16 protein-coding genes and 1 pseudogene are annotated in these 22,091 nt (G+C 47.1%); 10 read left to right on the top strand and 7 right to left on the bottom strand.

Going from position 1 to position 22,091, the window contains the following annotated elements:
* Positions 1-127 precede the first annotated feature (127 nt).
* The 4 genes from GCU48_RS11955 (at position 128) to lacZ (ending at position 6,343) form a co-directional block, all read left to right on the top strand.
* Positions 128-1,417 carry an ABC transporter substrate-binding protein gene (locus GCU48_RS11955; RefSeq protein WP_152380134.1) on the top strand — a complete coding sequence of 430 codons (1,290 nt, stop codon included), beginning with the start codon at positions 128-130 and terminating at the stop codon, positions 1,415-1,417.
* A gap of 102 nt (positions 1,418-1,519) precedes the next feature.
* On the top strand, positions 1,520-2,416 hold the full coding sequence (locus GCU48_RS11950) for a carbohydrate ABC transporter permease (protein ID WP_152380133.1): 897 nt from the start codon (positions 1,520-1,522) through the stop codon (positions 2,414-2,416).
* Positions 2,413-3,237: a carbohydrate ABC transporter permease gene (locus tag GCU48_RS11945; protein ID WP_025721339.1), complete on the top strand. Its 825-nt coding sequence runs from the start codon at positions 2,413-2,415 to the stop codon at positions 3,235-3,237. Before GCU48_RS11950 ends, GCU48_RS11945 begins: the two co-directional genes overlap by 4 nt.
* Positions 3,238-3,298: 61 nt before the next feature.
* Entirely contained in the window at positions 3,299-6,343 is a 3,045-nt protein-coding gene (lacZ, locus tag GCU48_RS11940) for a beta-galactosidase, LacZ type (protein WP_152380132.1), read from the top strand.
* Between the two features lie 100 nt (positions 6,344-6,443).
* On the opposite strand, the gene GCU48_RS11935 is transcribed toward lacZ, so the two are convergent.
* Together GCU48_RS11935 and GCU48_RS11930 are read right to left on the bottom strand one after the other, a co-directional pair.
* Positions 6,444-7,382 carry a YwqG family protein gene (locus GCU48_RS11935; protein WP_152380131.1) on the bottom strand — a complete coding sequence of 313 codons (939 nt, stop codon included), beginning with the start codon at positions 7,380-7,382 and terminating at the stop codon, positions 6,444-6,446.
* Positions 7,383-7,496: 114 nt separating this feature from the next.
* Complete coding sequence (locus tag GCU48_RS11930; protein WP_152380130.1) at positions 7,497-8,390, bottom strand: helix-turn-helix transcriptional regulator; 894 nt, start codon at positions 8,388-8,390, stop codon at positions 7,497-7,499.
* Positions 8,391-8,520: 130 nt separating this feature from the next.
* On the opposite strand from GCU48_RS11930, the gene GCU48_RS11925 reads away from it, so the two are divergent.
* A complete protein-coding gene (locus GCU48_RS11925) occupies positions 8,521-10,779 on the top strand; it encodes a glycoside hydrolase family 127 protein (protein ID WP_152380129.1) in 2,259 nt (752 codons plus the stop codon).
* Between the two features lie 72 nt (positions 10,780-10,851).
* On the opposite strand, the gene GCU48_RS11920 is transcribed toward GCU48_RS11925, so the two are convergent.
* Positions 10,852-11,688, bottom strand: a complete 837-nt coding sequence (locus GCU48_RS11920) for a helix-turn-helix transcriptional regulator (protein ID WP_152380128.1) — start codon at positions 11,686-11,688, stop codon at positions 10,852-10,854.
* A gap of 170 nt (positions 11,689-11,858) precedes the next feature.
* Here GCU48_RS11920 and GCU48_RS11915 point away from each other — a divergent pair, with 170 nt between their 5' ends.
* Positions 11,859-13,010: an MFS transporter gene (locus tag GCU48_RS11915; protein ID WP_049825293.1), complete on the top strand. Its 1,152-nt coding sequence runs from the start codon at positions 11,859-11,861 to the stop codon at positions 13,008-13,010.
* Between the two features lie 19 nt (positions 13,011-13,029).
* Positions 13,030-13,425, top strand: a complete 396-nt coding sequence (locus tag GCU48_RS11910; protein WP_152380127.1) for a carboxymuconolactone decarboxylase family protein — start codon at positions 13,030-13,032, stop codon at positions 13,423-13,425.
* A gap of 97 nt (positions 13,426-13,522) precedes the next feature.
* Here GCU48_RS11910 and GCU48_RS11905 read toward each other — a convergent pair whose 3' ends face one another.
* The 4 genes and pseudogenes from GCU48_RS11905 to GCU48_RS11890 form a co-directional block, all read right to left on the bottom strand.
* Positions 13,523-14,623 (bottom strand): RDD family protein, encoded by a 1,101-nt coding sequence (locus tag GCU48_RS11905; protein WP_152380126.1) that lies wholly within the window; start codon positions 14,621-14,623, stop codon positions 13,523-13,525.
* 139 nt (positions 14,624-14,762) lie between these two features.
* Complete coding sequence (locus tag GCU48_RS11900) at positions 14,763-16,154, bottom strand: MATE family efflux transporter (RefSeq protein ID WP_152380125.1); 1,392 nt, start codon at positions 16,152-16,154, stop codon at positions 14,763-14,765.
* Positions 16,155-16,425: 271 nt separating this feature from the next.
* Positions 16,426-17,462 (bottom strand): annotated as a pseudogene (locus tag GCU48_RS28845) (MFS transporter).
* Between the two features lie 27 nt (positions 17,463-17,489).
* A complete protein-coding gene (locus GCU48_RS11890) occupies positions 17,490-19,433 on the bottom strand; it encodes a glycoside hydrolase family 127 protein (RefSeq protein ID WP_152380124.1) in 1,944 nt (647 codons plus the stop codon).
* A 193-nt stretch (positions 19,434-19,626) separates the two neighbouring features.
* Between GCU48_RS11890 and GCU48_RS27865 the strand changes: the two genes are divergently transcribed.
* The 3 genes from GCU48_RS27865 to GCU48_RS11880 all read left to right on the top strand — a co-directional run bounded on the left by GCU48_RS27865 (position 19,627) and on the right by GCU48_RS11880 (position 21,989).
* Positions 19,627-20,016, top strand: a complete 390-nt coding sequence (locus tag GCU48_RS27865) for a hypothetical protein (RefSeq protein ID WP_244316199.1) — start codon at positions 19,627-19,629, stop codon at positions 20,014-20,016.
* A gap of 26 nt (positions 20,017-20,042) precedes the next feature.
* Entirely contained in the window at positions 20,043-20,492 is a 450-nt protein-coding gene (locus GCU48_RS27860) for a helix-turn-helix transcriptional regulator (RefSeq protein ID WP_244316197.1), read from the top strand.
* A gap of 99 nt (positions 20,493-20,591) precedes the next feature.
* Positions 20,592-21,989, top strand: coding sequence for a phytase (locus GCU48_RS11880; protein WP_152380123.1), 1,398 nt, complete (start codon positions 20,592-20,594; stop codon positions 21,987-21,989).
* Positions 21,990-22,091 lie beyond the last annotated feature (102 nt).

The raw sequence follows: 22,091 nt of genomic DNA, 5'->3' as shown, positions 1-22,091 counted from the left end.
TCCGTATAAAGATATTCCTAACTGCCCACAAAGCAAGGATGATAAACTAGATTCATAAACAAGGTAACCGCTTTCAATAAGTTTTAAATGATTAGCACGTATAAAAAAAGAGTAGGGGTTGAACAAAATGAAAAAAATGTCTTTCCTTTTGCTGATCGCAAGCTTGATCTTGCTGTCTGCGTGTTCCAGCAATTCTGAGAAAGCAGCTACGACCACAGATTCAGGCAAAAAAGAAATCACCGTCTGGGCCTGGGACCCGAACTTCAATATCGCGGCCCTGAAGCTGGCAAAAGATCGCTATGTTGCCAAACATCCTGATGTAACCGTAAACATTGTTGAATATGCTCAAAATGACATCGTACAGAAAATGAATGCCGGTCTCAACTCCGGTTCTACCAAAGGATTGCCTAACGTGGTTCTGATCGAGGATTACCGGGCACAAAACTTCCTGCAAGCCTATCCGGATTCCTTTCATGATATGAGCAGCTCGATCAAGGTATCCGACTTTGCTGATTATAAAATCGGACCAACCAGCTACAATGGCAAGCAGTATGGAGTTCCATTCGACTCCGGTGTTATGGGTTTGTATGTAAGAACAGACTATCTGGAGCAAGCTGGCTACAAAGTGGCTGACCTGACCAATATTGATTGGGACAAATTCATTGAAATTGGTAAAGCTGTAAAGCAAAAAACAGGTAAAGAAATGCTCACTCAAGATCCGAACGACCTCGGTCTGATCCGTGGTATGATCCAATCCGCAGGTTCATGGTACCTGAAAGAAGACGGCAAAACGCCGAATCTGGCAGGTAATGCAGCTCTGAAAGAGGCACTCTTGACGTACAAAGCCTTGTTCGACGCCAACATTGTTAAAATGAATGCCGACTGGAGTCAATTCCTGGCAGCCTTCAATAGCGGCGCAGTGGCTTCCGTACCTACAGGCAACTGGATTACACCTTCGATCAAGGCAGAAGCTTCACAATCTGGTAAATGGGCCGTTGTTCCTCTCCCTATCATGAAAAACATACCTAACTCCGTGCATGCTTCCAACATTGGCGGCAGCTCCTGGTATGTTCTTAACTCAGAGGGTCAGGATACCGCTGCTGATTTCCTGAAAGCAACATTCGGTTCAGATCAAGAATTGTATCAAGAGATGCTCAACAAAATCGGAATTATCGGTTCATTAAAAGCAGCTTCCGGCGGTAAAGCTTATGAGAAGGCAGATCCGTTCTTCGGCGGCGACAAAGTCTATAAGAAATTCGCAGACTGGACGAAACAAGTTCCAAAAATCAATTATGGTCTGCACACTTATGCAATTGAGGACATCATGACCGTTGAAATTCAAAACTTCCTGAACGGCAAAAATGTAGACGCAGTTCTGGAAGATGCTCAAAAGCAGGCAGAAGCACAGCTTAAATAAGACAGTCTTCCTAGCCAAGGCTAAACAATAAAACGATAAGCACTTAAAACCTTGGGCTTGCGAGTTCAAGGTTTTAATGCTGCATAGGGAGTTGATATGGTTATGAAGACAGCCGCACCCAAAATGACTACAACACGTCTCAAAGCAGGTATGACAGGATGGTTGTTCATAGCCATCGCAGTGATCATGATTGCGGTCTTTTATTTCTACCCGATGATTCAGGCGCTTATCTTGTCCTTCAAGACAGGCACAGGGTCTAATCTCACCTTCAACGGCATTGATAACTACAAGCGTCTGTTGACGGACAGCATGTTTATAACCGCTGTAAAGAATACATTCTTCTATTTAATTTTCCAGGTGCCTTTGATGGTCATTCTGGCTCTGTTCATTTCAGTATTGCTGAATGATAAAAATCTGAAATTCAAGGGCTTTTTCCGTACAGCCATCTTCTTGCCTTGTATTACATCACTGGTAGCCTATTCCGTTGTATTCAAGTATTTGTTCTCGGCTGACGGTCTGGTCAATTCCCTATTGCTGAATCTGCATGTGATCGGCACGCCGATTCAATGGATTACAGACCCTTTCTGGGCCAAGGTTACGATTATTATCGCGATCACATGGCGCTGGACCGGTTACAATATGATCTTTTACCTGTCCGGTCTCCAGAATATTGACAGCTCCATCTATGAAGCGGCCCGTATTGACGGTGCTTCTTCGATTCGCCAGTTTTTCAGCATTACCGTTCCACTGCTCAAACCAATTATCCTGTTCACCTCGATTACATCAACGATTGGCACACTCCAGCTCTTTGATGAAATTATGAACATTACCAAGGGCGGACCGGGCAACGCGACATCTTCTATTTCGCAATATATTTATAACCTGTCCTTCAAATATTCATCTGATTTTGGTTATGCGGCGACCGTATCCTACTCCATCGTCATTATGATCATTATCTTGTCGATTATCCAGTTCAAAGTGGCAGGTGAGAAAAAATGATGAAAACGAAAAGAATATTTACGTACGCCTTTCTGATCCTTGTGTCGTTCGTTTCCATTTTTCCGTTCCTGTGGATGCTCTCCAGCTCCACCAATCTTTCGGTCGATGTCACAAAGGGCAAGCTTCTGCCCGGCGCTCATCTCATGGATAATATACACAATTTGCTGGAGAAGGTGGATATCGTTACAGCGCTGGGCAATTCGGCCAAAATCTCTATTTCCACGACGCTGCTAGCGATGCTGATTGCATCACTGGCCGGTTATGGCTTTGAAATCTACAGAAGTAAAGCCAAAGATGTGGTGTTCAACATCTTGCTGATGTCGATGATGATTCCGTTTGCGGCAATCATGATCCCGCTTTACCGGATGTTCGGCAGCATTTCGAATGTCGTCCCCTGGATCGGCATTGATACCCTTTCATCTGTCGTCATCCCGACCGTCACTACGGCGTTCCTGATCTTCTTTTTCCGGCAAAGCACTAAAATGTTTCCAAAGGATCTGCTGGAAGCAGGCCGTATAGATGGATTATCCGAGTTGGGTCTGTTCTTCCGCGTATACATGCCTACGATGAAAACAACCTATGCCGCTGCCGCGATCATCACGTTCATGTCGAGCTGGAACAACTACCTCTGGCCTCTGATCGTGTTGCAAACGCCGGAGAATCAAACCATCCCGCTGTTGATCTCGAATCTGGGCTCCAGCTATGCACCTGATTACGGTGTCATCATGATCGCTATCGTCCTGTCCACATTGCCGACTGCACTGGTATTCTTCCTGATGCAGAAGCACTTTGTAGCGGGCATGGTTGGCTCGGTCAAATAACAGATTTTTGAACGGATCACTGATACCTTCATTTCATTCTAAATAATAAGGAGTGTTCACCTTGACCATCCATACCCCAAGTCTGGACTGGCTCACTGATGTGACCAAGTTTGCGGTAAATCGGCTGCCAGCCTATTCCGATCATAAATATTACGCCACGCTTCAGGAAGCAGAGCACCAGGCCGATATGGCCTGGCGGCATAGCCTGAATGGAAACTGGAAGTTCAATTATGCAACCAATCCAGCCAGTCGTCCGGTGGAATTCTATGCACCTGACTTTGAGTATGGCGGCTGGAGCGATATTCAGGTGCCGGGCCATATTCAGACACAAGGCTTCGGCCAAATGCAGTACGTGAATACGATGTATCCGTGGGACGGACATTCCGACGTTCGCCCACCGCATATTCCAGAGGATCACAACCCGGTAGGAAGCTATATTAAAAGCTTTGTTTTGCCGCAAAATATGAGCTCCGACGGGCAGCCTGTGTTTATTTCTTTTCAGGGTGTCGAGTCGGCCTTTTATGTATGGTTAAATGGAAATTTTGTCGGCTACAGCGAGGATAGCTTTACACCGTCTGATTTTGAACTGACCCCGTTCCTGCAAGCCGGCGAGAACAAGCTGGCGGTAGAGGTATATCAAAGAAGTACGGGAGCATGGCTGGAGGATCAGGATTTCTGGCGTTTTTCCGGCATTTTCAGAGACGTATATCTGTACACGATCCCCCGTGTCCACGTACGTGACCTGCATGTGAAGGCCGATTTGGATGCCTCCTTCACCCAGGGCCTGCTGGAGCTGGAATTGACCTTGGAAAAACCGGAAGCAGCCTATGCAGCCGTTGACGTGAAGGATGCTGTGGGCCAGGCAGTAGCTTCTTTGAAGGCTGACTTTACAGACGGCAAGGCTTCGTTGTCCGCAAGCTTGGAGCAAGTACAGCGCTGGAGCGCGGAAAAGCCTTATTTGTACACGTTGTTCATCCAAATTTATGAGGCTAATGGATCGCTCGTAGAGGTCATTCCGCAAAAAATTGGCTTCCGCAGATTCGAGATGATCAACAAGGTCATGCATCTGAACGGCAAGCGCATCGTCTTCAAAGGCGTCAATCGTCATGAATTTAACGCCCGCACCGGGCGTGCGATTTCCCGTGAAGATATGCTGTGGGATATCCGAACACTCAAGCAAAACAATATGAATGCTGTCCGTACCTCGCATTATCCGAATCAGACCCTATGGTATGAGCTGTGCGATGAGTACGGGATCTATGTGATTGACGAAATGAATCTGGAGACACACGGGTCCTGGCAAAAGCTCGGCGCCGTCGAGCCTTCATGGAATATTCCCGCTAATCTGCCCGAATGGCAGGATATCGTTATGGATCGTGCCATTTCCATGCTGGAACGGGATAAAAACCATCCGTCCATTCTGATCTGGTCCTGCGGCAATGAATCGTATGCGGGTGAAGTGCTGCGCAATGTAGCCAACTATTTCCGCGCCACCGACCCAAGCCGTCTGGTGCACTACGAAGGCGTATTCCACAACCGCACGTACGATGATACCAGCGATATGGAGAGCCGGATGTACGCCAAGCCCGAAGATATCGAGCAGTATCTGAACGACAATCCGCAAAAGCCGTATATCAGCTGCGAGTACATGCATGCAATGGGCAATTCCGTAGGCGGCATGCACAAATATACCGAGCTGGAGAACAAATACGAGTTGTATCAGGGCGGTTTTATTTGGGATTACATTGACCAGGCGGTCATGAAAAAAGATCGCTACGGACGCGAGTACCTTGCGATCGGCGGCGACTTTGACGACCGCGCAACAGACTACGGCTTCTGTACGGACGGGATTGTCTATGCGGACCGGAAGGTTTCACCAAAGATGCAGGAGGTCAAATTCCTGTACCAGAATCTGAAGCTCACCCCTGGTCGGAACGGCGTAACCATTCGCAACGAAAACCTGTTCGAGGGAACGGGCGATTACGAGCTGGTATACAGCCTGCTGCATGAAGGTCAAGAGATCGCACGAAATGTGAGTCATGTGGATGTGGCTGCTCAGACCGAAGCCTATATTCCACTGACGTTCCCAAGTACAGACGGGAAGCCCGGGGAATATGTCATTCACACAGCGCTTGTTTTGAAGGAAGCCACGCTCTGGGCTGAGGCCGGGCATGAAGTAGCCTTCGGACAGCATATTTTCATCGTGGAAGATCCAAATCCACTGAAAGCCCCTATGGGCGGTACCTTGCGTGTGGTACATGGCGATGTCAATATTGGCGTTCACGGCTCGGATTTCAGTATCATGTTCTCCAAAGGAGCAGGCAGCCTGACCTCGCTGCGTTACGCCGGACGCGAGATGATCGCTATCCCTCCTGCCCCATTGTTCTGGCGTGCAACTACAGACAATGATCGGGGAACCGCACTAGGCTTTGAAGCCGGAGGCTGGTTCGCTGCGAGCCTGACGCGTAAATGTGTAGGCATCGAAGTCACGGAAGAGCAGACAGACCGCGTAACCGTTACGTTCCGCTACACGCTAAGCATTCATGCAGACGCACAGGTAACGGTAGCCTATACCGTCTTTGGCGATGGCAGTCTGAACGTAAAATCCACCTATGAAGGCGTATCAGGACTGCCCAACCTGCCGATCTTTGCCCTCTCGTTCAAGGTTCCGGCGGACTATCGCCATCTGGACTGGTACGCGATGGGACCGGAGGAGAATTACATCGACCGTGCCTTCGGCGCGAGACTCGGCGTATTCCGCAACGAAGCTACGGATAACGTGTCCGGGTATGTCGTGCCGCAGGAATCCGGCAACCGTACAGGCGTGCGCCGTGTCGATATTACTGACGATTCCCGGCAAGGCATTCGCATTACTGCACCAGCTACCGCACCTGTGGAATGCAACATTTCGCCATACACAGCGTTTGAGCTGGAAAGCGCCTACCATCTGTATGAGTTGCCCAACGTCTACTACACCGTTGTCACCGTAGCTGGCAAGCAAATGGGTGTAGGCGGCGACGACAGCTGGGGCGCTCCGGTACATGAGGAATACCAAATTTCAGCCGCTCAAAAGCTGGAGTTTGAATTTACTGTGCAACGGGTGTAAATAAGCTCACCGTATATATATTCAAGATAAGCCTGATGCAACAAGCTAAGCCCTTCCGGCTTCTCATGAGAGAAGCATCGGGAGGGCTTTATACATTCGATTAGCTGGTAGCCAGATTGACATACGTTCGCGTGAAATCAAGGTTTTGCAAATCTTTTTTATCCATGAAAAATTCCAAATATCCTGCGTCCCACCAGCACATGCCGACCTCGTCCAAAGAAGAAACGGAGAGCAGAACGTGCCAATCTTCTGAAGCCTTGTCGTGCTTTTCCCGGTTCGTCTGGTATTCTTGCAGCTGAGGCAGCACTTCAGATCGTAAATGCTCCGCATACTCTGTACTTCCCCTGTGCATGGCCTGCTCGACTTCCTTATGGATCTGGCTCTCACTCTTATGCCAGTTAAACAGAAGACCCTCCAGCCCGTTTCGGCACAGATAGGCATCCCGCCGGGTGTTCCCGGCAAAAGACTGATGCTGCCCCCACACCGTATCACTATGCTCGCATAAAAGCTCATAAAGCTCCTCATGCTCATCTAATAGAATATCTGCCGTCTCGCTCTCCGACGGCACCGTCAAGATCGGCTGAAAAGAAATTGCACAAGATGTGAAATCCCTGTCCTCGGCACATACTTCAACCTTCCCAGTCGGTGGCAAGGTTTTCTTCAAAGCGCTGCTGTCACCGTTATAGTAAAAGATTTTATGGTCAATATCATAGGCGGGCTCATCCACTCCAAGGAAAAAATAAAGGATTCCCTGCTCGGGCAACCTCTTAAATGGAGAAAAAGGCATTTCGCCCAAATTGATTTGAGCAATAAACGTATAATATTCCCCGTCTGAATCACACGGCCACTCGATCGAGGGTGGCAAATCCGGGTAGCCAGCGATTCGGCTATTGCCAATACGCTCATAGTTCTCTTCATGTTCGATATGAAATTGTATTGCAGCCCCAGCCTCTCGATAGATCACTTCTTTTAATTGCTCATCCAGTGCATGGTCTTCCAATATTCGAGTCAGTTCATTCTTTAGTGGTGGTTGTAGCATCTCGCTTGCCCCTTTTTATCAGTGTATTATGTATTGATTGCTCTCATTTAATCTCTTAAATCAGATTATCAAATTACAGTCTGATAAGCCATGCCTCCCGTGAAGCGGAATAGACTAAACATTGTTCATAAATGTTTGATGATAGGCATTCCGGTACTGTGAAGGAGTCATATGGACTCTCTTTTTGAACAAGCGCATAAAGTACTTCTCATCCGTGTATCCGGCTTCTTCTGCAACCTGCCTAATGCTCATATCTGTACGGGAAATCAATTCCTTGGCTTTATTGATACGAATACTGTGGATGAATTCCAAGGGCCGCATGCCTGTATTTTGCTTGAACAAACGAGAAATATAATCCTTGTTGTAATTGAATTTTCTGGCTAGATCCGTCACCGTCAGCGGCTCTTCGGCATGAATCCGGGTCCACTCAATAATCTTGTTAAAGCTCACATTCCCCTGTGGGCTGACAGGACTATTGATCATACGACCAAGAGCCAGCTCCGATATTTCAATCAACAGCGAGGTAAACAAATAATTCGCACTGTGATGCGTGAGATAATGTGAGTTGGCTACGTGTAAAATTTGACTGACGATGATATGAATCCGATCCCCGTTGTCTGCCTGTACATATTGCGGCAAATAGATATCCCGCACCACGCCGTGACGCTGCAAAAGCCCCTCCATCGTATGGGTTTCCTGCTTCATTTCCTCGTTAGATAATACATTCGGGGTCGCGGGAACGTCAAAATGAAACCAATAAAATTTAATCCCCGGCAACGATTCCCGGTATCCTCCATGGGTACGACCGGGATAAAGCAGTACAATATCGCCTTTTCCTATCTCAAAATGCGCCTGTTCCTCTCGTATATATACTTTCTCATGGACACCAAGGATCAGCTCAAAGTTCTCGATGGAACGGTTCATATGCTTCCAGGGCACCTCGGAAATAAACTCGCCTGCTGAGATCAACTGTACGGGTGCGTCCACATTTACTTTCAGATAAGTCATGTTATCGCCTCTTTAGGTTCATGTTCGGATTTGTCCACCCATTGTATGGTTAAGCTACTGACATACCGCGATTGCAATGCTAATGTAGTGGAGAAATATACACCTTCATCTTAGCTAAGGAGCGATGACTTTGAAAGCAAAAGCTTTTGACTTGCATAAAGTAAGCATTGATTCCGGTCCACTTTACCATGCAATGGAACTGAATACGGCCTATCTGCTCAGTTTGGAGCCTGACCGCCTATTATCGCGGTTTCGTGAATATGCGGGACTGGAGTCCAAAGCTGCTCATTATGAGGGCTGGGAAGCACGCGGCATCAGTGGACATACGCTCAGTCACTATCTGTCCGGCTGCTCGCTGACGTTTGCCTCCACAGGCGACGAAAGGCTGCTTGAACGGGTAAACGATGTCATCGACGAGCTGGAAATATGCCAAAACAGTCATGGGAACGGATACATTTCTGGCATTCCACGCGGGAAAGAGCTGTTCGAGGAAGTAAAGGCTGGAGATATACGCTCCCAAGGCTTTGATCTGAACGGCGGCTGGGTGCCGCTATATACCATGCATAAGCTGCTTGCCGGCTTGCGCGATGCCCATCTGCTGGCGCATCACCCCAAGGCTCTACCCATGGAAATCAAACTCGGCAACTGGCTGGAGGATGTATTCAGAGGGCTGGATGATGAGCAGATGCAACGGGTGCTGCATTGCGAATTTGGCGGTATGAACGAGGTGCTGACCGACCTGGCGGAGCATTCCGGGGAAGAGCGCTTCTTGAAGCTGGCGGAACGCTTTTATCATGGAGAAGTGCTGAATGACCTCGCAGACACCCGGGATACGCTGGCAGGACGACATGCCAATACGCAAATCCCTAAGATCATTGGCGCAGCACGGCAATATGAAATGACAGGCAAACCGCAATATGCGGACCTTTCCCGCTTTTTCTGGAATCGGGTGGTTCATAAGCATTCCTACGTGATCGGCGGCAATAGCTATAATGAGTATTTGGGTGAACCGGGGAAGCTGAATGACCGTTTGGGCGAAGGCACCTGCGAAACCTGCAACACCTACAACATGCTGAAATTAACGAGACATATGTTCGAATGGGACGGCTACGCAGCCTATGCCGACTACTATGAACGAGCGATGTTCAATCATATTTTGGCTTCACAGCAGCCTGTCGATGGACGTGTGTGCTACTTTGTATCATTGGAAATGGGTGGACACAAGTCCTTCAATTCTCAATATGAGGATTTTACATGCTGTGTCGGGTCAGGTATGGAAAGCCATTCCATGTACGGTACTGCCATCTATTTTCACACGCCACAAACAATCTATGTCAACCAGTATGTCCCTTCTACCGTAACGTGGGACCACATGGATGTACAGCTCAAGCAAGAAACTCTCTTCCCACAAACTGGACGGGGAACGCTGCGCGTCATCAGCAAGACGCCAAAATCCTTCACACTGAAGCTGAGATGCCCGTATTGGGCGGAACAAGGCATGGCTATTAAAATCAACGGGGAAGCCTTTGTTACAGAGGCTTGTCCTACCAGCTACGTGGTGATCGAACGGGAATGGAAGGACGGAGATACGATCGAGTATGACATCCCTATGACCGTGAGAATCGAGGAAATGCCAGACAATCCGCGCCGGATTGCCTTTATGTACGGCCCGCTTGTGCTGGCTGGAGACCTCGGTCCTGTCGCACAGGAAGCCAACGAGGAGCACCTGCTGGCATCTGTGCTGGTCGGCTCGGCAGGTTCATTGACCTCGAAGCTGGTTCCTGACGAGAATGAGCCCAATACATTCCGTATGAACGACTTGGGCTATGTCGGAGACTTGCAGCTTCGTCCGTTTTATCAAATATATGATCGTTCCTATACCGTCTATTGGGATCTCTTTTCCAAGGAAGAATGGGCATCCACAGAAGCGGAATACCGTACCGCATTGGCGTACCAGTTGGAGCTGGAACGACGTACGGTCGATGCTGTGCAGCCTGCGGAAATGCAGCCTGAACGGGATCATGCCTTTACTGGCGAACATGTAGGCATGGGGTCCATCTATAACCGTAAATATCGCGACACATGGCCTGGGGGCTGGTTCTCTTTTGTGTTGAAGGTCCTCCCGGATGAGCCAGTCCAATTAGCGGTGACTTATCTGAAGGACTCGAGCCGCTCCAACAGCTCTCATCACGACTTTGACATCACCGCAGATGGTCAGATGTTAGGAGAAGGCAAGCTGGAGTCGGAGGAAATGAATAAATTTGAAACGTTCGTCTATGAGCTTCCTCAGTCCGTGACGAGCCAAAAGAATGAAGCTACGATTCGATTTACAGCTCACCCGCAAGGCAAGGTGGCGAAAGTCGCCGGATTGCGAGTGATCAGACGTTGAAATAAACGCTGAGATTATCGTGCTGTACCTGACGCTTAAAACATTGAGGCTGCCGGCAATCCCGGCAGCCTCCTAATCGTTCAGTAAATGGATCATTTTCTGCACCGTATCATTCTCTTCCAGAGGGCGATAAACGGTTAGCCTCAGTTCGGGGGCATCGTAAACTCGGAAAGTGATATGTTCCATAACCAAGGTTCCAACGCGCGGATGATTGATCTTTTTCTTACCGGTTGGCGTACCCAAAATATCATAGCGCGGCCACCATTGTCTGAAATCAAGACTGATCTCCATTAACTCAGCGACCAGATCCTTAAACCAGCCTTCCCCTACATAAGGAGTGCTGGTTAACCGGAATTGCGCCAAAAGCCGTTTTGCATGGCTTTCCCAATCCCCGATTAGGTTCCGGTAAGCGGGCGAAGCAAAACATCGCCAAATCGCGTTTCGCTCTTTTTTATCCATCTTTCCAAAATCACCAAACACTCGCTCGCCCGCTTTATTCCAAAGCAATATATCCCACCGCTGATCCGTCACATAAGCCGGACATCTTTCATATTCATTTATGAAGTTTTGCACGATCGGAATAAGGCTTGCCTCGATTGAAGCCGTTTGTTCTACCGGTAGCTGCCCGAGAGCCAGCTTGTACAAATGGTTCCTTTCTTCGGTATTAAGCTGCATGACCGTTACGAGACGTTCAAGCACCTGGGTAGAAGCTTGTATATTTTTCCCTTGCTCCAGCCATGTATACCAGGTAAGACCGATACCTGCAATCTGCGCCAACTCTTCTCTGCGCAGGCCTTTGACTTTCCGTCTAGCCCCTACGGGCAATCCGAATAGTTCGGGAGTAAGTTTGGAACGCCTCGATTTTAAAAACTTCCCTAACTCCTTGCGTTTCTCTTCCTGATCGCTCATGTCAACTTCCTTTCGTTTAAAACCATTATTTTTAATACTATGATAAGCACGATTCTATTCATAGTATGGTATCTGTATTAATCTTACAACTGTAGCCGATTTGAAGTAAAGGAGTTGTTGTTTTGAAAAGTAACGTCAGACCCGGGCTTACCAGAGGTCTAATTGCGCTCATGGCGGCAGCCTGCGGATTTGCCGTAGCGAACGTCTATTTGAACCAGACCCTTCTGGTCGATATAACCGGAACATTCGGGGCGACTGAAGCCGAGGTGGCGATCGTGACGACACTCACCCAGGTTGGTTATGCCCTAGGGAACCTTATACTCGTACCGCTGGGAGACATTTTTGAAAGACGTCGATTGATTCTTGCCTTGTTAGGTGTGACAAGCCTGTCACTGGTGTCAGCGGCCCTCTCCGGTTCAATTACATGGTTGATTGTCAGTAATTTCTGTCTTGGCTTTACCACGGTGATTCCACAAATTATCGTTCCTTTGGCCGCAGGAATGGCGGATGAACGTAATCGCGGAAAAGTGCTAGGGACGGTAGCCATCGGATTGGTCTGCGGCATACTAGGAGCCAGATTTGTCAGTGGCCTGGTAGATAGCTTCTGGGGATGGAGAAGCATGTACTGGATTTCGTTCGGATGCACTCTTCTGCTCGCCTTACTGATTCAACTTCGCTTTCCAGTAAGCAAAGGAACGACCTCGTTGCCTTATCGCGGGCTTCTTCTTTCCCTGGGACCTCTATTTATTAAAGAAGGTGTGCTTCGGCGTGCTTGTTTAAGTCAGGGGATGGTTTTTGGATCCTTTAGCGTTTTTTTTACGACAATAGGATTTATGCTGCAAGCGCCCCCTCACTCTTATAGCAGCGCTGTCGTCGGTCTGGTCGGTCTAGTAGGAATCGGCGGTGCGATCGCTACACCCTTAATCGGAAGGATCATCGATAAGAAGGGGGCCTCTTTCGCCAACAAAATGTGTATGCTTGTGGCTCTGATCTCCTTCCTGATCGCCGCGCCAGCGGGACACTGGCTACCAGCTTTGATCTTGGCCGCATTTTTGTTGACAGTCGGTACACAGGCAAACCAGGTAGCCTGTCAGGCCAACATCTTCAACCTCTCCGCTTCCGCGCGAAGCCGATTGAACGGGCTCTATATGGTTTGCACCTTCCTGGGGGGAGCATTAGGATCCTATTTGGGGGTATGGGCTTGGAGCCGTTGGCACTGGATGGGTGTGTGCATTTGCGGCATGGTTATGATTTCGGTCGGATTGAGCACTGCTCTGGGAAACAAAAAATGGCGGGAACAACCGCAAACGATAAGTTCATAAAGAAAGGGATGGAACTATCATGACATTTGTTGATGAAAACTACAAAAAAGGAATGGAGGTCTTGTCCAAAATCGATGGCGAAAATTACAAGGCCATCGTAGACAGCTTCCAGGATTCCGTAGCGCCGGATCTGGGAAGATTGGCCGTTGAATTTAACTATGGGCAAATTTTTTCCCGCCCTGGCCTGGATTTGAAATCACGTCTTCTTGCCACCGTGGCTGGCCTTACAGCCATGGGAAATACGCAGCAGCTGAAATTTTACATAAACGGCGCGTTAAATGTAGGGTGGAGCGAGGATGAGATCGTCGAATGCATGATGCAAATGATCATCTACGCGGGTTTTCCAGCAGGTTTAAACACGATACTTACCGTCGCAGCAGAAGTATTTGAAGAAAGAAGACTCAAGTCGGAATAACCCGTTAAGCAGACGCTCCTTTTGAGCTGTCTGCTTTTTCCGCTTACCGCCTGTATAACCTAGTATCGATATCTATAGTTGCTGCTTCATGTTCACTTCATAGCATATTCATTTCCCGGAAGCTGTCTCTAATCTTCCGCAGCTCTTGCTGGGCTCGACCGTATCGGGAAGCGTACGTCCAAGCAAGCACTTGATGATAGTGTGAAGGTGTTTCAATCGTGGTCACGTTATACATAATTGGAGTGTCTTCCACTTCTCCTTTGAGGGTAAATTCGATGGCAGGATATCCATTCACCACGATGTCGGAAGCCCTTCCCGATTCCGGGTTGGTAAGCTCCGATTCTATATGATCTTGAATAATCTGTTTATACTCTTGAAGAGTCATACTGCTGTCAAAATCGCTTTTCGGTTCAGACAATACGATCAAGTATCTTTCTGAAAATTCATTTTTAATGGAAATATCTGCGTCCTCATTAATCGTATCATCTCGTGACCAGCTCAACGGGGCTGTAACCGCAAACTGATTATCCTTACTGACAAATACCTCGGGCTTCACGATTTGTGTAATGAGCGAAGAAATAAAGAATGCAGCATAGATAACCGAAATGATCGTCATCAGGATGATTGCCCCTGTGAAAATACCTGTTTTCTGTCTGTTCACTGCTCTCAAATCCCGCACCTTAACCACATATGTATTCGCAGCCATATCGCCAAGCCGCTGTTTTTTGGGTGTCGCCAGCACACATACACCGGCAGGCAAACCCAAGAAAAAAAGCGGATTCGTATCTACCAGCTGTATGAGGGTGCGGATCAACGATTTAACCAGACCCGGCGATCTACCTTCTCCATTCACAACTTGAATACGAAGTACAAACTTGCCCAGCGTATAGCCTGTGAGTCCTTCCAGCAAAAAATAATAGCAGAAGGAACCGATCAGGAAGATACCCAATACCATGCCCATATTTGGGGTTTCCGCAGCAGCTACCTTTTTTACCACAAAAAAAACCAGTCCTTCATATCCGAAAACGATAAGGATAAAGTCAATTATCCAGGCAGCCCATCTTCTGAAAAAGATAGAGGCTCCATATGTTCCCGATAATACTGCCATCTTATCCGGTTCTGGTCGACGATAGCTATGAGTCGCGTACTCTCCCGGAACGACTGTAGATTGATTTTTCGTTAAATCCTGTTCCTCCAAATGATACACTCCTGATGTCAATTTAAATTCCAGTTAAATTTAACCATTGACATCATCTCTTTGTCAAACTCATTTCAGAAAAAAATCCACTATTATAAAACACCTCATCCCGAGGTCAATTTTATAGTAGTGGACCTATTCAGTCGATCAGACGATGTTGAACCCATTTGTTCCCTCGGAAGCGCCACAGGAACACGAGCCCCCGCACGCCCCATTCAATATCCATTGCCAGCCAAACGCCGACAATCCCCAAATTGAAGACGATCCCCAGCATATACCCAAGCACCACCCGGCACAACCACATGGACAGCATCGAGGTGATGGACGTAAACTTCGAATCACCTGCTGCTCTAAGCGCAGAGGGGGTAATAAAGGCGATGGACCACAGCGGGATTTGGGCCAATGTATTAATCAGCATGACGGTGAAAATGTCATCTACGATTTCAGCAGGCGGATGAAACAGCCCCACCATCGGCTTAAACAAAGGCATCAGAATGAGCCCCATGACAATAAAAGAACAAGACGACAGCCAAATAAACGATTTGGTAAACTTGCGGGCATCCGCAACATTACGACGACCCATGCATTGCCCGACCACTGTCACAATGGTAAGCGCCAGGGCATTCGAAGGGATTTGGAATACGTTGGCCAGTGATGAGCAAATGGCGTTCGTCGCCAGGGCATACGTCCCCAGATTTACAATGAAAATCTGGGTTAAGATTTTACCCCCATTGAAAAACATCTGTTCCGCTGCGAACGGAAGTCCGATAAACAGAATTTTTTTGAGCATGGCTAGATTAAAATAAAGCATATCTCTAAGCTGAACTCGCAAGTCGTCATCTACTCTGACCAAATAAATCAACGCACAGACGGCTGCCGCATATCTGGACACGTTCACCGCAATCGTCATGCCCAGCACACCCATGTGCAACAGATTGATAAATACTACATTTAAGACCACATACGAAAGGTTCATAATGAGAGAAAGCGCCAAAGACGCTCGCGTCTTCCCTATTCCCCTGAGTGCTCCACATACCGCCTCAACCACCCCAATTCCAACGAAAGATACACAGCTTCCCAGCAGATATACCTTACCGTTGGCCAATACATCCGGCGAGGCAGAGCCGAACAGAACACTTAAAATTGGATTGTACAACGCAATCATAAACAAACTGATACATAAGGCCAGCAAGGAAACGGAGGAAATGGTGCCGGATGCGGCCTTGGAGACCATGAGGTCGTTGCCGCTCCCCCTATACTGCGCAACGACAACCGTTCCCCCGGTGGACACCGCGACAAACACATTAATCAGAAAAATATTCAGGGAATCAATCATATTTACCGCACTGACCGCCGCCATCCCTGACGAGCTAATCATGGCAGTATTCACCAAATTAAGCCCCACAATAAAGGCCTGATCAATCAGAAGCGGGATAAACAGAGCAATAATCTGTCGATAATCAATAGACTCTCCCGTAAAATGCTTATTTAGAAAGCCATGCGTTCTCATTCTTACACTCAATTGGCTCATATCATCACATTCTTTTTATCAAATTGAAAAAAACCCTTCACCAGAAGAGCTTTCATTGCGAAAAAATGTATATAGTTGCAAGGCTAGGTGTGCCTAGTTCTTGATTCCGTACACTTTTCTCTACATAGAAAGTATCACTCCAAAAGAAAATCCTGTCAATAGTTTTACTCACATTTTGAATAGAAAAAACAATAACCTGCTCAACTTAGTGAACAGGCCTTCGGGCAGGAATACAATATTTCTTAATATCATTAATATTCTGTTATATGAATTAATTAGATCCCCTTGCAATTAAATCTTGTTGAATGGAGGCTTCATTCTTTTCGAATTTTTTATAAAAGAACATAGGAATGATGCCGATCAGGAAGATGATAAACGGTAGCCAGATAAAGCTAAACTGAATGCCGGACAATGCAGCAGGCGTTTGGACCTTTCCGGCGATATAGCCTGTGCTACCCATAACCCATGCAGGCAATAATCCACCAATTCCACTACCTGCTTTAATACAAAATGCGCTGCCAATCGAGGTCAGGAACCCACTTGCCCGAATTCCATTTTTCCATTCCCCATAATCCACTGTATCTGACAGCATTGCAAATGGCATCGAACATGCGAAGCCTGAACCTAACGCACCAATAATCCAACCGGCAATAATGAGGGTTAAGTTGGCGCTTCCCATTAAAATCACAACCTGCCCCAGTGCAGCCAGTATCAATCCGATAATCATGATCGAATTTTTACTTAATTTTCTGGCGAACATCGGAATTAGAACCATCGAGATTAATTGTATAGAGGTCAGTCCATTGATTAAAGGAACCAAGTCCTTGCTGTCCAGATTGTATTGCAGATAAAAGATGAGCGTGGATGAACGGATGTTCAACCCAATCCAATAACACAAGTTAGCAGCTACAACAAGCATCCAGGGCCAGTTTTGGCAGCGTATGCAATTTTTCCAGACTCACTCCAGTTGGGTGTTGTAAACGTAAGCACCATGAACACAGCAAACGGGATAGATAGCCATAGAAAATACGGTCTGCTCTGCCCATATTTTGATTTGGTCCGGTCAATCAGGATGCCCCAGATCGGGGCATCAATGGCGTCGATAAAGCGGGTGATAAAAAGCAGTGTCCCGGCAATCCCAATAGAAAGACCAAATACATCCGTGTAAAAATATAATAGATAACTGGAAATGACACAGTATAAAAGATTGCCCGCTGTATCCGTTAATGAATAGCTGATTTTACGATGAAAAGGAACGGTACTGGCTGCTTTCTCAGGTGGTTCCGTACTCACAATTCTCGTGCTCATGATCTCTTCTCTCCTCATGCGAATGAATTATGATTCATAAACCCATACGCGCATTTCCCCTTTGGCCCGGTTGCACCAGGCATAGTAAGGAATAGCGGTGATTTGCTGCGGAACAAGTTCAGGCGGCTCCGAGCTATATAATGCAGTCGAGCTTTTCACCCGATAACCTTCTGCGGTCAGCTTTACAATGCCACCCAGCAGGCTTTCGCTAAACTCTTCCGTAATGAGGCTGTTCTTCGGCAATCGTAACCCTGCCAGGTTGGGCCCATTATCTACTTCTTCCAGACAAAATACGACGGGGCCACGTTGCAGAGCAATTTGCTGCTGGTTCATGGAAACAAGCGGATTGCTCCGAATGCGTTCAACCGGCATGGCCAAATGCAAGGAAACGACATCACCGTCATTCCAGATACGCTCAAGCTCAACATACCCTTTTTCCAGATGGTCTAATGATACGGCCTTTCCATTCACCTTCACCTCTGCCTGTTTGCACCAGCCCGGAATGCGCAGCGCCCATGTAAATGAGGTCGGCTCTGTTACATGAATCGAAAAGCCCAAATCCGCGTTCCATGGATAACGATGAGTTTGGGTGATTTCAGCCTCTTGACCGGATAAAGTCAGGCTCACCTTGCCTGCAATATACAGATGTGTATACAACGTATCCTCGGTTTGGGTGTACATATTGTCCTCGACCGATGCGATCATGCGGGCCAGGTTGGGCGGACAGCAGGCGCAGAAGAACCATTCTTGCCGTTCTGTTTTTACATGCCCCTGATCTTTTCTGGATTTCTGATACGGATTAACTTCTAGTGGATTCACGTAGAAGAACCGTTTACCATCCAGATCCATCCCACTGATCGTTCCGTTGTATAACGCACGTTCCAGTACATCGGCATATTTCCGGTCTGGCGACAAGCGCAGCATACGATTGGCCCAGAAGGCCAGCCCTACCGAGGCGCAAGTTTCACAGTACATGCTGTCATTAGGGAGATCATGCTGGCAAGTGAATGCTTCCCCGTTGACAGCAGATCCGATCCCGGCAGTGATGTACATTTTGTGGTTCGTTACATCCTCCCATAGTGTTTCACAGGCTTTTAACAGGGAAGCATCCCCTGTTTTTGCGGCCAGGTCCGCCATCGCAATATACAGATACATTGCTCTTACCGCATGGCCGACAGCCCCTTTTTGCTCACGCACAGGCTGGTGTGCCTGCTGGTATTCGAAGCCTAAGCCAAAATTAACGTTGTTATCATCATTCCAGGTAGGCTCTGTTTGAATGTGTTTTCTGTTGCCTTGCTCCTCCACAAAACAAATCGGATGCTGCCCCCGCTGCTCAATAAAATATTGCGCTAATTTGAGATATTGATCCTTGGCAGTTACGTCGTATAATTTGATTAAGGCCAGTTCGATTTCTTCGTGCCCCGGGTAACCTTTCTTTTTCCCTTCTTCCGTACCAAAGATTTGCTGAATCAGGTCTACGTATTTCTCCATGATGTGAAGGAACTTCGTTTTGCCCGTCGTTTCATAATAAGCAACAGCGGCTTCTATAAAATGTCCCGCACAATATAGCTCATGATTATCTCTTAAGTTTGTCCAGCGATTATTGGGTTCCTTTAGCAAATAGTACGTATTCAGATATCCATCTTCAGCTTGGGCTCTTCCCAACAGCGCAATCACTTCATCTGCCCGCTCCTCAAGCGCAGGATTCGGGTGATCCCTTAAGCAAAAGGCAACCGTTTCTAGCCATTTGGCCAGATCACTTTCCTGGAAAACGGTTCCATAATATTCCCCACTGGATTCCCCAGCCGCAATTTTAAAGTTTTCAATCGCATGACTAGGTTCTGTATCTGGTAATTCATCATTTAATGCTTTCCACTGATAAGGAATGACCTCTTCCGCTACAACCTGCTTATACTTTTTCCAAAATAAATCATCCACGCTGACATGCTTTACTGGCTTTGCCGTTTTCATTGGATAAACATCCCTTCCTCGAAATAGAACGCTTTCATTTTTGAAAAAATAAAGATAAAGTAATGATTATACCGACCAGGCCAACCTGAGCTTCCCTTGCTACAGTCCTTATTTTATCAACCTGAATTTATAAAAAAAATCGCGATCTTTAACTAAAAGTTATACGATTTCACACACAAAGGAGCTGACTTCCATGAGCAAAACAGACTTTCTATCTTTCCTTGTCCCTCCATTGCCTTATTTCATTGAGGGGAATTTTACTACATACCAAAAAGGGGACAGGCACCCGAATCGCTATAACTTGGGCTATTTTGACGTGATTATCATCAAAGAAGGGCTGCTGCACATCGGCGAAGAGGACGAAGCGTGGAAAGTAGCTGAAAATTATGCGCTCATTCTTGAACCGGATAAACACCATTTTCCCATTGAAGCATGTACAGAACAAACCTCCTTTTATTGGTTCCATTTCCAAACGAATAGTGCGTGGCGCGCGCAATCCTCACCCAACCTGATCACACCTAGCTCACCCCTACATTTCATTCCGAGCACACGACAATTCATTTACCCAAATTCCAAAAAATAATTAGTCCCAATGAGCTGTTTTTCAAATTGGACTACTTGTTAGCCTCTACCTTAAAGCCTAGAAAGCTGGCGCTGTGGGAGGCCCAACAGACGTTTGTGAATATTTTTCAGAATTTGGAATATGATGAGAATTATAAAAGCAGTTCCTCCAAGTTAGCAGAACAGATCGAAATATACTTAAAACAAAATTACAAAAATACAATCACCAATAAAGACTTGGAGGCTCATTTTCACGTCCATCAAAACTATCTCGCCAGATGCATGAAGGTCGCCTTCCAGCGCACGCCGCTTGAATATTTAATGGATTACCGACTGGATCAAGGCCGCAGTCTTTTGCTGCAAACCGACTGGTCTGTGCAACAAATTACGGAGGAAACGGGTTTCTCCCAAGCCAGCTATTTCTCCAAATGCTTTAAAGAAAAGTTCGGGATGTCCCCCAAAAATTATAGACAACAATACTGGAAACCAGCCGATTGAATGTTTATGTCTCCTTTACATTTCCATCGTACGCTTCTTATATTGTCCCTTTATATTAAGTCAGTTATTTGATCCTGCTTCATGAAAAGGGGTATACATATGAAGGCAACCAGATTAGCATTGTTAACCATTTTGACAGGAACTCTCATTGCACCTGGAATGATCCATGCGGCAGAGGCACAACCATCCGGGTATGCACCACTGCGAACACTGGCAGATACCATGGGGGCTACAATTACCTGGGACAGTGATGACAAGTCTGCTTTGGTAAAGCTGAAAAACGGTATCGTCGGAACCTTTACTGTCGGTGAGAAGCAATATCGCCTGGCCGGTCAAACCGGAGAAGCAGAGCACGAAATTAAGATGGTTGGCGGCAATATATACCTCCCCACCAAGCTTCTTGCTACCCTTAAGGCAGAAAGCAGCAAATTTGCTGATCCTAAAGACGCTGTTCCTACCTATAAAGTGACTCCATCTGCCGAAACAGAAGCAGTAGAGGATGGAGACGACGCAGCCGACGATCCTGCAATCTGGCTCAATCCGGCTAATCCGGAGAACAGCAGAATTGTAGCCACCAATAAAGGCGGCGGGATTTTGGTCTATGATCTGGAAGGCAAGCAGCTGCAAAACTTTAAGATTGGAAAAATGAATAACGTGGATATCCGTTACGGATTTACACTGGGCGGTAAAAAAATTGATATTGCAGGGGCGACCAATCGCACTAACAACACCGTTGATATCTTTGCCATTGACGGGGGATCAGGAACGTTAACAAACGTGGTCGACAAGCCTATTAAATCATCTATGAACGAAGTGTACGGCTTCAGCTTGTACCATAGCATCAAGACGGATAAGTTTTACGCACTCGTTTTGGGCAAAGAGGGTGAATTTGAACAATATGAGCTGACTGACAACGGAAGCGGCAAAATTAACGGCAAGCTTGTCCGCCAGTTCAAGCTCGCTACGCAATCCGAGGGCATGGTAGCTGATGATGAATATGGCACAGTCTACATTGCTGAAGAGGATCACGCCATCTGGAAATATGACGCTGAGCCAGACGGTTCTTCTGAGCCGCTACGACGTGTTGATATTGCAGATGGGCGCAGACTTCAAGATGACATAGAAGGGCTTACATTGTATTACGGCAAAGACGGCAAGGGATACCTCATAGCCTCCAGTCAAGGAAACAGCAGCTATGCGATCTATGAACGTCAAAGCGACAATGCATATATAAGCAACTTTACGATCAGCGCCAGCCCTACAGTCGACGGTACCTCTGTTACAGACGGTATTGATGTTCTTGGTTATGGACTGGGCAAGAATTTCCCGCACGGTATCTTCGTTGCACAAGATGATGAAAATCTGCAAAACGGCAAAAAGCTGAATCAGAATTTTAAAATGGTGCCTTGGGAGCGAATCGCCAAGGGTGCACGCATCCCGCTAACCATAGACGATGGCATCAACCCACGTGAATTGGTAAACAGAAGCACGCGATAACACCCGTCCAGAGAGCTAGGTTCAACATCCCAGCTCCATCCATAAAAAAAGGAGTGTCCCAAAATCCATAAAATGGATGATTCGGGACACTCCATGTTGTTT

It is taken from the genome of Paenibacillus brasilensis (assembly GCF_009363115.1).
GTDB lineage: Bacteria > Bacillota > Bacilli > Paenibacillales > Paenibacillaceae > Paenibacillus > Paenibacillus brasilensis.
This window is presented reverse-complemented; position numbering and strand designations above follow the sequence as displayed.

Excerpts from the sequence above, each read along its gene's own strand:
- GCU48_RS11955 (WP_152380134.1), top strand. The coding sequence starts at position 128 with ATGAAAAAAATGTCTTTCCTTTTGCTGATCGCAAGCTTGATCTTGCTG.
- GCU48_RS11950 (WP_152380133.1), top strand. The coding sequence starts at position 1,520 with ATGAAGACAGCCGCACCCAAAATGACTACAACACGTCTCAAAGCAGGT.
- GCU48_RS11945 (WP_025721339.1), top strand. The coding sequence starts at position 2,413 with ATGATGAAAACGAAAAGAATATTTACGTACGCCTTTCTGATCCTTGTG.
- GCU48_RS11935 (WP_152380131.1), bottom strand. The coding sequence starts at position 7,382 with ATGCTACAACCACCACTAAAGAATGAACTGACTCGAATATTGGAAGAC.
- GCU48_RS11930 (WP_152380130.1), bottom strand. The coding sequence starts at position 8,390 with ATGACTTATCTGAAAGTAAATGTGGACGCACCCGTACAGTTGATCTCA.
- GCU48_RS11920 (WP_152380128.1), bottom strand. The coding sequence starts at position 11,688 with ATGAGCGATCAGGAAGAGAAACGCAAGGAGTTAGGGAAGTTTTTAAAA.
- GCU48_RS11915 (WP_049825293.1), top strand. The coding sequence starts at position 11,859 with ATGGCGGCAGCCTGCGGATTTGCCGTAGCGAACGTCTATTTGAACCAG.
- GCU48_RS11910 (WP_152380127.1), top strand. The coding sequence starts at position 13,030 with ATGACATTTGTTGATGAAAACTACAAAAAAGGAATGGAGGTCTTGTCC.
- GCU48_RS11900 (WP_152380125.1), bottom strand. The coding sequence starts at position 16,154 with ATGAGCCAATTGAGTGTAAGAATGAGAACGCATGGCTTTCTAAATAAG.
- GCU48_RS11890 (WP_152380124.1), bottom strand. The coding sequence starts at position 19,433 with ATGAAAACGGCAAAGCCAGTAAAGCATGTCAGCGTGGATGATTTATTT.
- GCU48_RS27865 (WP_244316199.1), top strand. The coding sequence starts at position 19,627 with ATGAGCAAAACAGACTTTCTATCTTTCCTTGTCCCTCCATTGCCTTAT.
- GCU48_RS11880 (WP_152380123.1), top strand. The coding sequence starts at position 20,592 with ATGAAGGCAACCAGATTAGCATTGTTAACCATTTTGACAGGAACTCTC.